Here is a 12,610-nt window from a genome sequence, read left to right on the forward strand (position 1 = left end):
ACGTGATCGATATATTGCCTCAATTATTCATTGTTAGGGACAATAGTTATGCGTAGCACGTTGTTATTACCCGCATTATTACTGTCAGGGTGCGCTCTGACTCCCCAATCAACACCTCTCCAAGCCGATACAAATTGGCATGTCGACCAACTTGCCAATGGGATGAAGTACCACATCTATCCGACTCAAGACGAAGAAGTCTCAGTACGCTTGATGATGAATGTCGGCTCTTTTCAAGAGGACGCCAGCCAAAAAGGCTACGCTCATTTTATTGAGCACATGGCGTTCAATGGCAGTACGCACTTTTCTGGCAATGATGTTGTAAAGCTGTTTGAAGCATCAGGCGGCAGCTTTGGTGCAGATATTAATGCCACGACAACCTATCAGCAGACGACGTACAAATTGGATCTCGCCAATCCAGACAAGCTGAATGAGGCGCTAACGTGGATGCGTGACATCGGTGATGGCATTCAATTTGACCCAACGCAGGTAGAAAAAGAGAAAGGCGTGATTTTGGGAGAGTGGCGACGTTCTCGTCCGGATGATAAGCCGCTGTCTTTCACTGCGTACGAAGCCACAATTGAGGGGACGCCTTACGCAGAGCACGATCCAATTGGTACGCGTAGCTCGATTGAAAATACGTCATCACCCGCTCTAAAGCGCTTTTATGACAAGTGGTATCAGCCGCAATACGCAGAGTTGATCATCACAGGTAATGTTGATGTGGACTCGATCGCTAAGATTATCGAGAAAAAATTCTCAAACTGGGAGAGCACGTCTGACGTTGTGGTTGAGAAGCGACGTGATATTCGCGCGAATAACGCCAATCGCATTCTGCCAAGCAGCCAAATGGAATCGCCAAGTCTGCATCTGATCATCGACCGTGATTCTGTGATGCGCCAAACCTTGGCTCAACAACATAGCGCATGGCAAGACGAAGTCAGTGCTCAGCTTATCCAGCAACGTTTGCTTGCGGTGTTAAATGATGCGGCGGAATCTTTCCAATACGCGTATGCACAGCCTTACACGTCCAACTACCACAGTGTCATGTCTGCCGGTGTTTCTTTTGCGCCAGAGCGTCGTGACAATATTCAGAAAATCTTCCTAAATACGCTAACGTCTTTACGTGACTACGGAGTGACACAACAAGAGCTTGATGGTGTGATGTCTGGTTGGTATGGCGAGCTATCTAACCTTGATTCAGATTGGTCGAAACGTAAGCCAGCAGGTTATGCTGAAGCGCGTACTTACCAGTTAGAAATCAATTCGGTAAGCCAATCGAAGCAAGGGTATGAGCAAAGCTTGTCGAGCTTTATCGACAGCAACACATTAGATCATGCCAATGATGAGCTGAAAGCGCTGTTGTCTGAACCAGCAAACTTTGTAATTGGACTGGGTAAAAACGAAGACAAAGCACAGTTTTCAGGTCAATTTGCAGCCTTGAGCGCCGCATATGCACAAGCTGGTGAGAAGCCATTGGACATGTATGCGCAGACGGATGGTTTTATTCAACCAACCAAAGAAGGCACGATCACTAAAATGCGTGAAGAGAAGGGTGGATTCCAAGTTTACACTCTATCGAACGGCATTGAGGTGTGGTTCCAAAAAGACGAGAAAGCAGCCAATCGCGCATACGTTTATTTAGCAAGCCAAGGTGGTAAAGCAGCGTTAGATAAGTCGTTGTACCCTGCCTTTGATGTGGCAACGATGGCCGCTGCACGCAGTGGCTTAGGTGGTTTCTCTGGTTCTGAGCTCGACAGCTACTTGCGTAAAACGGATATTTCACTGTTTCCTATTTTGGGTGCAACCAATCATGGTGTAGAAGTGATCGCGCCAAAAGCACACCTTGCGAGTGCGCTAAATGGTTTGTACAACATCATGACGGAAATTAAAGTCGACGAGCGTCAACTTGCCGCTGTGAAACGCGAGTTTGTTCAGCAGCGTCGAGCATTCTTTGAATCACCAATGGGTAAGTGGGTCAAAGCGGCAAATGAAAACGCTTACCTGCCGAACAGTCGCCAAGTTCTGTTAGCTGCAGATGGGGTTAAGGATGTCACACCAGAGCAAGTTTTCGCTTTGCATGAGACGTTGTTTAACCGCAACCGCGGCTACAAGATGGTGATGGTTGCAGACATCGACCCAGAGCAGATCACGCCGTTATTGCGTAAGTACGTTGCATCGATTGATCTAAAACCAAGTGAAGCCGTGGACTACCACATCGATTTTAATCCTAATGCGCAAAAACGCTTGGTAATGGCAGAAGGGCACGAGCCATCGTCGCTGTATTTATTGCGTTTAACGAACGGCAATGAACAGCCAAGAACGGCGCAAGAAACGGTTGTTATTGACATACTTCAACGCATTGCGGCAGCACGAGTGACTGATCAATTACGTGAAGAGGCAAGTTTGGATTACAGCCCAAGCATTTACCCAATCACGCAAGATGAAGAGATGGTGTCTGACTGGTTCTTTGAATCTCAAATCGATCCGAAAGACGTGAGTAAAATGGATGCGCAGCTTGGCAAAATCATCGATGATTTGGCAACGAACATTACTCAAAAAGAAGTCGATATTGCGAAGAAACAGTTGGTGGTTGCAATGAAAGACATCGACGATAGTCCGGGTCAACGCAGTTGGGCATACACGCGTTACCTTGTTCATGACTATGGACTGGATGTATTGCTTGACATCGACAAAGCGGCGCAAAGTGTCACTTTAGAAGATGTCAAAGCGTTGGCAAAACGTGCCTTCGGTAACAAAGCGAAACGCACGACGATCATCCTCAATCCAAAATCATAATTTGCAAAGGGCGACTCCATGGTCGCCCTTTTTATTTTTGAATGCCGCCGTATTCAGTCAGTTTTGCTCATTGGCGACAGACTCTTGCGCTTTAATCTTCTGCTTGTAAGCTTTTGCTGCCTCTTTACGTGCCGCATCTAAATCAGCACGACGCACGATCACCTTCATGCCCGGCATGGGTTTTACCTTACACGCGTAGCGAGGCTGGCCATCCACTTCTACTTTACAAACATGACAGCAGCCTTTGATGCGTCTGTTCTTTAAACACGGTGCGGCGATATTCACTCTGACCTTACGAGCGATATCAACAAGGTTCTGGTCATCCGGTGAAATAGCGATTTTATGGGTATCAATCTCAATGATTGCGGGTTTAAAGGTAAACATAAGCTCTTAAATTAGGGTTAAACAATGATTATATCCAAGTGACTTCAAGATGCAGGATTCAGAGCGCTGTCATTGATTCCCTATTTACCGAAAGCAAGCAAGGAAAACGCAGCGGAATAGCCAGCTCTTTCCTAGTCATTCTCGCTGAACCTAGCATCTCGAGGTTACTTGGGTATAAGACGAATGATCACGAGAAAAGACGACGCAGTTATTGGAATTGTACAAGGTTCCTTCGGGCTTCAATCGAAAATCATTTTTGTGAAGGAATGCCTCATATTTACTAGGTACAGGAAACCATGTGGTATCGATTGAGTCTCATCTAATTCCAAATAGCAGTAAATGAAGGTTCCCCCAATGAAACGCTACCTATTGTCGACGATTCTACTACTAAGCAGCGCGAATGTATTCGCAGAATCCACACCAGCGCAGCCTGTTGCACCAAAACCATTTGGTTTAGAGAGTATGACTGCGGAGCAGCAAGCAAAAATTGAAGACATCCAGATTAAGCTCAGCAGCGAATTAGCGGGCAAACAAGATCCTAAAGCGGCTCAAGAGAGTGCAAAACAATTCGAGAAGCTGGTTAAAGCATCATCCTTTGATGAAGCAAAAGCAAAACAGCTGATTCAGCAAGCAAATGCAAAACAGTTGGACAAACAACTTGCTCAACTTAAAGCGCAGCACGATATCTACAATGTGCTTACTGACGAACAGAAAGCAACGCTTGAGAAGCGCCAGCAAGAGCAGTTGAAAAAGTTTGAGTCAATCAAACAAAGCGCTCAATAAACACTCAGCTTAAACTCGTCACAGAACGAAAAAGACTCCCAAGCGGGAGTCTTTTTATGTATTTGTCTGCGATGAAAGGAACGATCGCACTCTGATACTTAATCGTTTTTCTCTTTGCCGTAAACGCGAACGCCCGCCTTTGAGCCTTCTGAGTTACCGTAAACTTCGATATGTTTTACGCAGCGACGGTAACCAAAGTAACGCCAATCTGTCATTTTGTCTTTATCAAGGTCACGATGGAAACGAATGGTTTTTTCGTCACCATTTTGGAATCGTACAACCACTTTTCGTAGTTCGATATCTTTCTCTGCTTTCACTTTGATCGCGTTGGTATTGCGGCAAACAATCATCGGGATTTTTGCTGCTAGGTTACCGTGCTCAAGCAAAATGGTACGACCCAAAGTGAATTTATCGTCCGCATGAGCAGGCGCGATAAGTGTTGTTGCAGCGAGTGCTGCCGTGATAATAGCGGTATAAATTCTCATTAAAATAATCACCAAAACACAGGAGCGCGAATCATAGTCGAGAGAAATGAAAATCTACTAGCGATATTTTTGCATGTGGATGAAGTTTCACAATCCGCTGACTTTGCCCGAATAAAAGTACTGGCTTCGCTTCTACCAAGTGCGAATCCGTTATCGAGGCTGTGTTCGTAACGATATGAAGGAGTGGGAGAGGTGATGAAGAGGATAAACAAAAAAGAGCACTTAAATGTGCTCTTTTGGTTTGTTATTAAGCGCTTTTAACCGCCTGTGGCTTATCGGCTTTTGCGGCGCCTTTCACTGCTGTGGATTTGTCTTTTAACGTCACCACTTCTTTTTCTGGTAGCTCTGCTGCCTCACCGAAGAACTTACCGCCCGGTTCGATGCTCAAGTTGTTACTCCAGATCTTGCCGCTAACACGACCTTTTGCGAGCACTTGAATGTGCTCTGCATGGAAGTTGCCATCAAGGACGCCATTGATGACAAGTTGCTTCGCATAAACGTCGCCTTTGATGCGACCACTTTCTGCGACCACAAGGGTGCCTTCGACGTGCAATTGACCTTCAACAATACCATCAATCTGGATGTCGCTTTCTACTTTGAGTTCTCCGCTAACAGTACAGCCTTTGGCGATGAGAGTTGAAGCTGTTGGGCTACTCGTTGTTCCACGGTTTTGATTAAAGATTCCCATCGTATTCTTCGCTCCTTGGTAAAGATGTCTTCAAAATCATTGAGGTTCCAATCGACAAATGGCCTCGGGTTTAGGGCTCGTCCGACAAAACGCACTTCATAATGAAGATGGGGACCAGAAGAGAGCCCACTGTTGCCGGAGATTGCAATGAGTTGTCCTTTTTTGACGAACTCACCGGTTTTGACTTTGAACCCTGTTAAGTGCGAGTAAGAGCTCGAAAAGCCGAATGAATGTTGTAAACGTAAGAAGTTACCCGAGCCTTTTTTACTGCGTCGAGTAACTTCAACAACGCCATCTGCTGGCGCGTAAATCTTGGTTCCAGTGTTTACGGCAAAGTCCAATCCTCGGTGCATCTTGACTTGCTTTGTAACGGGATGGACGCGTTTACCAAAACCAGAAGAAAAACGTGCCTTTCCTACTGGCGAGCCGTTAGGGATCTGATTAAGCATTGCCATACGTACATGTGAGGTAATGGCTGCGGTATCTAGTCGCGCATCCAAACTATCGCTGGAGGACTCTTTGGCAACACCAAGCACTTTTTCTAACTCACCTAAGCGTTCAGAAACGAGTTGAACGCGTTCTTCTCGTTCAGAGAGATCGTTCTCTAACTCGGATTTAAGATTTTTTAAATCATCGAGTTCTTGCCCGATACTACGCGAACGTTCGGTCAGTTCTGCCTGTTTAAGAACCGCATCATCCACTTGTGAGTAAAGGTGGTTTATCAAAATTGCAGTCGCCGCTAACGCCAGTACAAACACCACTAGGCCAGTTTTAAAGTTGCGTTGCATGGTTTTACTGAAGTACCAATGCTTGGAACCGTTAATGGTGGAGATTGAAATCGTTAGCTGGTCTTTCATTGCGCTTAATTAGGTGTAGCTCTGCCGTTTATTTGTTGAAAAGCAAGACTTTAAGGAAAAGGTACGTCGGCTTCTACTGATTATGTTGATGAAAATGTCAGATCGTGATCTGTTTTCACACAATCAATAAAAGTTAGGGGGTAGATTTAATCTTATCGCCGCTTTGGTCAGTGAGATAAGGGGAGCTTATCCTTTCGATTGAGTAAATTACCAATAGTATGATTGAGCAATTTAACTCACTTCACGTTTTATCTTATAAATGTTGGATATTTTAGTAATTTAGCATTTGGGAAATTGATAAGTCTGGTTGGGTGTTTATGATGGCGTTGCACGCGAATAAACGCCTGAAACAAAAAATGAAATTTTTCATCTTGTTAAAGCGTTCATTGAAGGCTTAATGCTCTCTCAAACCAGCTAGTTGGTTTGGGGAAATATAACCAAGACAACGGAGTTGGTCGTGAAAAAATTATTATTAGCTACTGCAGTGGTCGCAGCAGTTGGTGGTGCCGCTTATGTGTACCAAAACAACCTTGCCCAAGGTGAATCTTCAAACTCGCTACTTACGCAAGTTCCGGCAGATACACTTGTTCTGACTTACCAAACAGAACCATTCAATCATTACGAATACATGACTGCTTTCGGTGGAACACAACAGCCGCCTCTTGCTGATCTGTTCGTAGAAGAAGAGTTGACTCCAGGTCTCGAGTTTGCGGTTAACTTCTTCGATGCTTATGTTGCGGCATCTTCTTCACCTGAAAGTCTCAAATCTTTCCTAGGTACTGGCGATATGGTAAGCCCAATTATCTATACGCTTGGTTTTGTTCCAGTTTATAAGATGCAGCTTGAGACTCCTGCATCACTATGGAAAAGCTTAGATGAGCAAGAAAAATTAGCCGGTATTCAACACGAGAGCGTGAAATTGGATACGGTTGAGTTCCGTCGCTATGAGCTAACAGACTCACAAGATCCGCAAATGGGTGTTGGTCTTGCTGTGGGCGTAGTGAACAACGTGCTGACGGTGACGTTGGATATTCCTGAGCTAGGTGCTGAGAACCCGCTTAAGATGGCATTTGGTCTAGAATCGCCAAAGAACAACATTGCGGATTCTGGTCGCTTGGAAGCGCTGAAAACGAAATATGGTGCGAACAACAACTCGTTTGGCTTGGTTGATTTCCGTGAAATCATCAAAGGTTTCACTACGACGGATGGTAACCGCCTTGCTCGCCAACTAAATACGGCAGGTTCTGATCCAATGTTGGATGAACTTCGCACGCCAGCGTGTCATACCGAGTTTACTCAGATCGCAGAAAACTGGCCGCAAATGGTGGTATTTGGTGAATACTCAGTCCAAGACAGCAAGGCGCGCATTAATGGTAGCCTAGTGGTTGAATCGAAAAGCCAAGTGATTTTGGAAGCACTGCAATCAATGCGTGGTGTACTCGCGGAATCAAACGGCGAGAAGAGTATGTTCAGTGTAGCGCTGGGCTTGGATGTTGCTACGCTTGCACCAGCAATTGGTAAGATCTGGACCGATCTAACTACGCCTCAATACCAATGTTCAATTTTAACCAAAGCACAGCAAGATATGCGTGGTCAAAATCCAGCTCCAGCAATCAGCATGGGTGCAGGTATGGCGAATGGACTGAAAGGCTTGAGCATGGAAATGTTCGGTCTTGATGTAGACATGAGTGGTCAATACGGTCCTGAGCTTGGTCAGCTAGACGCAATCTTCTCGATCTCTGCGGACGATCCAAACATGTTGCTGCAAACCGCGCAGATGTTTGTGCCTGAACTTGCTCAAATCCAAATCCAACCGGATAACCAACCAGTGAATATTGGTGGTTTGTTAGAACCGTACGCTGGCAAGCCTATTGATGTGTTTGCTCGTCTGAATGACAGTCACTTGACGCTTTACAGCGGTGATGCTGCAGCATCTGCAAGTGACAAGGTGATGGCACAGCCACTAACAGCGAATGGTCTATTGAGCTTCACTCTGGATTCAGAGCGTGTATTGGAAGTGATGGAAACGGCATCTGAAGTTTCTGGCGAACCAGTTCCAGAAGATCTGATGATGAGCCTTCAAGGTCAACTTGTTGGTGGTATGGCGGTGGATGTAACCAAAGATGGCATCACGTTCGACTTTGATTACACCGGTTCGACGAAACCACAAGTGAAGGTAGCGCAGCAATAAGCGTGATTCACTGGCTTCAATCTCGAAGCATTTTTTCATAATCAAAAGGCGACCTCAGTGTCGCCTTTTTTGTTTTTCTCAATATACGAACTTCAATTCTCTCCCTTTCATTCAAAAGTGGGCACCAAATAAGATCAATAAAAATCAGTGGGATGGATCTTTCTTCTTTATAAATGATCAAATGTATCTTTACTAAAACTGTACGGTACAGTACAGTTTGTGAAAATCATTAAGTTGGGTTTCAAAAATGAAGAAGAAAGTCATTGCGTTGTCGCTTGTTATTGGTTCGTTGTTCGCTGCAGGTTGTGCGTTATACCAACCTAATACGGTGACTACCGATAACGCTTATGTTCACTCGGATGTGACGGCGATTTCTCCGGAAGTCGGTGGGCAGGTAAGCCAACTTTTTGTCGAAGATAACCAGTGGGTAAGCAAAGGTGCGCCACTGTTTTCGATTGATGATGAAGATTTCATTGCCAATCAAGAAATCGCGAAGTCGGCGTTAGATGTCGCAAAAGCAGCGCTGACCGCAAACCAAACCAAAACTGAGATGCAGTTGGTAAAGATCGAGCAGGCGAAGCAGGGCATTCACAGTGCAAGTGCAAACGCGGAACATCAAGCGGCGGAGTTCAAACGTCTTTCACGCTTGGTACAAAAGCAATCGGTGAGTAAGAACCAATTTGAAGCGCAAAGAACGCGTTCTATTGAAGCGAACAGCAACCTTGAAACTGCCAAGCTAGCGCTAGCCGCTGAACAGAAGCAGCTTGACGCGCTCGTGACAGAAAAGATGCAGCTAACCGCGCAACGCAAACAAGCCGAAGCGAACTTGAGACTAGTGAATATCGCCCTTGAGCGAACCATCGTTCGAGCGCCTTTTGATGGCTATGTGGCAGACAGACAAGTGCAAGTGGGTAAGTTTGTTCAACCGGGCATGGGGTTGATTGTGATGGTACCGGATTACGTGTGGATTGAGGCAAACTTCAAAGAGACTCAATTGGAAAACGTTGAACAAGGGCAAGACGTGGAAGTGGTGTTAGACATGTTCCCTGATCATCCATTGCATGGTCGTGTAACTTCCATAACCCCAGCAACAGGCGCGCAGTTTAGTTTACTGCCACCGCAAAATGCGACTGGTAATTTCGTGAAAGTAGTTCAGCGTGTGCCAGTGCGTATCGAGTTGGATATTCCACAAGAGCTGAAACAGCGCATTTACCCTGGCTTGTCGGCTGAAGTGTCGATTGAGACCGCAACGCAAGGTTAATCGCCATGAAAACACGTTCACCATTGCTGATTTTTGCGCTGTTCGCCATTGCGGCTTTTGGGATCAATTCAGTGATGTTTACTGAGTTGTCCCACGAGATGGCAGCCACATCTGGTTTGTCTGCAGATGAAGTCGAGTTAGTGAAAATCGGCTTTATGATCACTCAAGTATTGGGGTTTATGTTTACCCCAATCATGGTGCGTAAGCTTGGAACCTCATTGCCATTACACTCTGCATTGCTGGTGGGTTTGGGAACAAACCTTGCGCTCTATTGGGTAGGTCAGCATGCGTTGTTGTTTACGCTAACTTGGTTAGTAAGTGGCTTTTTCATGAGCATGTTATTGGTGGTGGTGAACCTTTATCTACTCAATACTTTTGAGCAACGTTGGTTGCCTGCGATTATTGCGCTGACACTGATCTTCTCAACACTGTTACCAATGGGCGCTTACCCGTGGTTGGTGGCTGAGATTGTTGAAGAGTTTGATTGGTCGTTTCTGAATGTTGCCTCGGCTTGGTTGTACTTTTCAGCTCTAGTAATGATCGGTGTATACAAACCTCAGGCGATTGAGATTGAAGCTAAGCCAAAATCATCAGCTTCAGTTTACTTCGTACTCGCGCTAACGATGAGTTTGGTGGTGTTCCTACTCATGCGCGGCAGCTACTACAACTGGTTGGATTCAGACTGGTTTGTACAGGTTTCTTCTGTCGCTGCAGCACTGGTTTTGTTGGTGGTGTATCAGTTGGTGAAAACGCGCCATTTGGATACTGCGTCGATGCAATTGCACGGCAAGTTAAAGACTAACGTGTTTATGTACAACGCCTTTCTTGCGGGCTTTGCCGTGATGGCAAGTACGGTGCTGTTTGTCAACTTCCTAAAAATGGCGATGCACTATAATAGCCTTAATGCGGGCTATGCACAGTTGCCATCGTTTTACGCCATGTTGGTCGGCATGCTGGTGAGTGTGTTGGTGTATTACTTCCGCCGTCCACTGGCAGATGCTGTGGTGCCTTTTGGCGTACTGATGATTCTACTGTCGGTGCACGAGTTCAGCCAATTACCAAGCTTTGTTGGTACAGAGTCACTACCCATCCCAATGCTGCTGCGCGGTTTTGGTGTTGGTTTGTTGAACGTGTCGGTGACGATTGCGGTGTTGATGTATTTCCAAGTAGGCCAGCGCTTAGAAGGTATTGCTAACTTCTATCTGTTCCGAACCATGGGCGGGGTGATTGGCGGGGCGTTTTTCTCTCGTGTGATTCAAAACCACAGCGCGCAAGCATCGGGCGAAATCGGTCGTACTCTGGATGGTTCTAATCACGTATTCGTAGCTTACGAGCAGGCGTTGAGCGGCGCGATTCTAACTCATGGTCGCTTACCTAATCCGGCGCTCGGCATGAGCCAGATTAGTGCCGTTGTGAAGGAGCAAGCAACGACATTGGCGCTGAGTAATTCGTTGGTGATGTTTATTGTGTCTATTTTTGCGCTTGCGCCAATCTTGTTGATTGGTAAGAAGCTAGCCGCAAAACAAGAAGCGCACTGAGGTTAGGTAAACAGAACAAATAGCCAGCCAAACAACTCGGTAACTAAGCCGTAAAAGAACAAAGGGAGCCAATGTGCTCCCTTTGTTTTTTTAGTTTTGAGGTTCTTAGCGCTGATAAAGTTTAAGGAACGCCGTCACCGCTTTTTGTGTGTGCGAATCCAATTCTTCATCGCTTAAGAAATCAAAGCCCATCAGTGCCATGTTCTGGTAATCCATTTTGATCAGCGCGAGTAGCTGCCCGCAGGCTAAATCGGCATCATCGATGTTAAGTTGCTGGCTGATGGTGTCGGTTTTTAGAAACTCAATTAAGTATTGGTGAATACGCTGCGGTCCGGTTTGCCAAAACTGATTTGGAACCGAGTCGTGTTTATTAAAATCAGCAGACACGATGCGATAAAGCGATAAGATTGGGTTAGAGCAAATGCCACGTAGATACTTTTTAGCGAAGTTTTCTAAGGTTTCTCTTAGTGGTTCATTCTGTTTATCGGCAAGTTGGAAAACGGATTCTAGGCTGATCTTGGTGTTATGCGCGAGCACTTCAACAAACAACCCTTCTTTATTGGAAAAGTAACGATACAGGGTCTGTTTTGAACCTCCACAAATTGAAACGATTTGATCGAGTGACGTGTCCTTGTAACCCTGTTCAATAAACAGTTCGGTCGCGACTTCGATGATTCGAGTTCTTTTCTTTTCAGTAGATGCGCGCATAACTAAATCAACCTAAATAAAACTGTTCAGTACAGTATCATTATTGCTGCCGAGACACACCGCTTTTCCGCGTTTAATGCTTCTTCATTGACCAAAATTAAAAAAGGCGACACGAGGCCGCCTTTGAAATCAAATTGGTTACGTTAACGTCGGTAGTACAACGAAATACGGTTGCCGTTAATCTCTTGCACGATAAATGGAATCTCATAAATATCGCTCAGCACTTCGGCATCAATCACTTCTTCAACTAAGCCCGCTTTAATGACTTCCCCGAGCTTCATCGCCACAATGTGGTCAGAGTAACAAGACGCAAAGTTGATGTCGTGAATTACGATTACTACAGCTTTGTCCTTCATTTCCGCAAGCTTACGTAGCGTACTCATGATGTCGACGGAGTGTTTAATGTCGAGGTTATTCAGCGGCTCATCCAAGAAGATGTAGTCGGTATCTTGTGCCACCACCATAGCAATAAATGCCATTTGACGTTGCCCGCCCGACAGTTGGTCGATAAAGCGATCTTTCAAATGGTCGATTTCCAGATGTTGCATTGATTCATCAATGATGCGGTGATCTTCTTCTGTCAGACGACCTTGCGAGTACGGGAAGCGACCAAACGCCACCAAGTCACGCACCGTAAAGCGCATGTTGATGTTGTTTGATTGGCGCAGCACTGATAGGCGCTTTGCTAAGTCTTCGGTGTTCCATTGGTCAAGCGGCTTATCACCAATCACGACACTACCAGCATCGCTTTCTGTTAGTCGGCTCGCCATAGATAGCAGGGTACTTTTACCCGCGCCGTTAGGACCAATAATGCTGGTTACTTTACCAAGTGGAAAAAGGGCATCGGCGTTTTTTACCACGTATTTTTCGTTGTATTTTTTGCTAAGACCTTGAATACGGATCATGTGATAAACCC

General features: G+C 45.6%; 11 protein-coding genes. 5 read left to right on the forward strand and 6 right to left on the reverse strand.

The features are described from left to right. Positions 1 to 48 precede the first annotated feature (48 nt). Positions 49 to 2,799: a M16 family metallopeptidase gene (locus OH459_RS01725; protein WP_050940872.1), complete on the forward strand. Its 2,751-nt coding sequence runs from the start codon at positions 49 to 51 to the stop codon at positions 2,797 to 2,799. A gap of 57 nt (positions 2,800 to 2,856) precedes the next feature. Here the strand turns inward: OH459_RS01725 and OH459_RS01730 are convergent, their stop codons facing one another. Beyond that, the gene (locus tag OH459_RS01730) at positions 2,857 to 3,183 is read right to left on the reverse strand and encodes a 2Fe-2S iron-sulfur cluster-binding protein (protein ID WP_005449639.1); all 327 of its coding nucleotides are present in this window, start codon (positions 3,181 to 3,183) and stop codon (positions 2,857 to 2,859) included. A gap of 354 nt (positions 3,184 to 3,537) precedes the next feature. Here OH459_RS01730 and OH459_RS01735 point away from each other — a divergent pair, with 354 nt between their 5' ends. After that, a complete protein-coding gene (locus OH459_RS01735; RefSeq protein WP_050935374.1) occupies positions 3,538 to 3,966 on the forward strand; it encodes a Spy/CpxP family protein refolding chaperone in 429 nt (142 codons plus the stop codon). A gap of 98 nt (positions 3,967 to 4,064) precedes the next feature. Here the strand turns inward: OH459_RS01735 and OH459_RS01740 are convergent, their stop codons facing one another. The 3 genes from OH459_RS01740 to OH459_RS01750 all read right to left on the reverse strand — a co-directional run bounded on the left by OH459_RS01740 (position 4,065) and on the right by OH459_RS01750 (position 5,996). Then, positions 4,065 to 4,451, reverse strand: coding sequence for a DUF2541 family protein (locus OH459_RS01740; RefSeq protein ID WP_005449637.1), 387 nt, complete (start codon positions 4,449 to 4,451; stop codon positions 4,065 to 4,067). A 247-nt stretch (positions 4,452 to 4,698) separates the two neighbouring features. Next, positions 4,699 to 5,139, reverse strand: coding sequence for a bactofilin family protein (locus OH459_RS01745; protein WP_074051870.1), 441 nt, complete (start codon positions 5,137 to 5,139; stop codon positions 4,699 to 4,701). After that, entirely contained in the window at positions 5,043 to 5,996 is a 954-nt protein-coding gene (locus OH459_RS01750; RefSeq protein WP_269984871.1) for a M23 family metallopeptidase, read from the reverse strand. The genes OH459_RS01745 and OH459_RS01750 overlap by 97 nt, the downstream gene beginning before the upstream one ends. Positions 5,997 to 6,453: 457 nt before the next feature. Between OH459_RS01750 and OH459_RS01755 the strand changes: the two genes are divergently transcribed. The 3 genes from OH459_RS01755 (at position 6,454) to OH459_RS01765 (ending at position 10,986) form a co-directional block, all read left to right on the forward strand. Further along, positions 6,454 to 8,187 carry a hypothetical protein gene (locus tag OH459_RS01755; RefSeq protein WP_269984873.1) on the forward strand — a complete coding sequence of 578 codons (1,734 nt, stop codon included), beginning with the start codon at positions 6,454 to 6,456 and terminating at the stop codon, positions 8,185 to 8,187. 247 nt (positions 8,188 to 8,434) lie between these two features. After that, the gene (locus tag OH459_RS01760) at positions 8,435 to 9,448 is read left to right on the forward strand and encodes an HlyD family secretion protein (protein ID WP_009695908.1); all 1,014 of its coding nucleotides are present in this window, start codon (positions 8,435 to 8,437) and stop codon (positions 9,446 to 9,448) included. 5 nt (positions 9,449 to 9,453) lie between these two features. Further along, positions 9,454 to 10,986: an MFS transporter permease gene (locus OH459_RS01765; RefSeq protein ID WP_017818251.1), complete on the forward strand. Its 1,533-nt coding sequence runs from the start codon at positions 9,454 to 9,456 to the stop codon at positions 10,984 to 10,986. A gap of 105 nt (positions 10,987 to 11,091) precedes the next feature. Here OH459_RS01765 and OH459_RS01770 read toward each other — a convergent pair whose 3' ends face one another. Both OH459_RS01770 and OH459_RS01775 read right to left on the reverse strand, forming a co-directional pair. Next, the gene (locus OH459_RS01770; protein ID WP_269984877.1) at positions 11,092 to 11,694 is read right to left on the reverse strand and encodes a TetR/AcrR family transcriptional regulator; all 603 of its coding nucleotides are present in this window, start codon (positions 11,692 to 11,694) and stop codon (positions 11,092 to 11,094) included. 143 nt (positions 11,695 to 11,837) lie between these two features. Next, positions 11,838 to 12,599, reverse strand: a complete 762-nt coding sequence (locus OH459_RS01775; protein ID WP_038898037.1) for an iron ABC transporter ATP-binding protein — start codon at positions 12,597 to 12,599, stop codon at positions 11,838 to 11,840. Between the last annotated feature and the right edge of the window lie 11 nt (positions 12,600 to 12,610).

The organism is Vibrio sp. MM46 (assembly GCF_027587135.1).
GTDB lineage: Bacteria > Pseudomonadota > Gammaproteobacteria > Enterobacterales > Vibrionaceae > Vibrio > Vibrio harveyi.

Coding starts and splice junctions, on each gene's coding strand:
- OH459_RS01750 (WP_269984871.1), bottom strand. CDS start 5,996: ATGAAAGACCAGCTAACGATTTCAATCTCCACCATTAACGGTTCCAAG.
- OH459_RS01740 (WP_005449637.1), bottom strand. CDS start 4,451: ATGAGAATTTATACCGCTATTATCACGGCAGCACTCGCTGCAACAACA.
- OH459_RS01735 (WP_050935374.1), top strand. CDS start 3,538: ATGAAACGCTACCTATTGTCGACGATTCTACTACTAAGCAGCGCGAAT.
- OH459_RS01775 (WP_038898037.1), bottom strand. CDS start 12,599: ATGATCCGTATTCAAGGTCTTAGCAAAAAATACAACGAAAAATACGTG.
- OH459_RS01730 (WP_005449639.1), bottom strand. CDS start 3,183: ATGTTTACCTTTAAACCCGCAATCATTGAGATTGATACCCATAAAATC.
- OH459_RS01760 (WP_009695908.1), top strand. CDS start 8,435: ATGAAGAAGAAAGTCATTGCGTTGTCGCTTGTTATTGGTTCGTTGTTC.
- OH459_RS01725 (WP_050940872.1), top strand. CDS start 49: ATGCGTAGCACGTTGTTATTACCCGCATTATTACTGTCAGGGTGCGCT.
- OH459_RS01770 (WP_269984877.1), bottom strand. CDS start 11,694: ATGCGCGCATCTACTGAAAAGAAAAGAACTCGAATCATCGAAGTCGCG.
- OH459_RS01745 (WP_074051870.1), bottom strand. CDS start 5,139: ATGGGAATCTTTAATCAAAACCGTGGAACAACGAGTAGCCCAACAGCT.
- OH459_RS01765 (WP_017818251.1), top strand. CDS start 9,454: ATGAAAACACGTTCACCATTGCTGATTTTTGCGCTGTTCGCCATTGCG.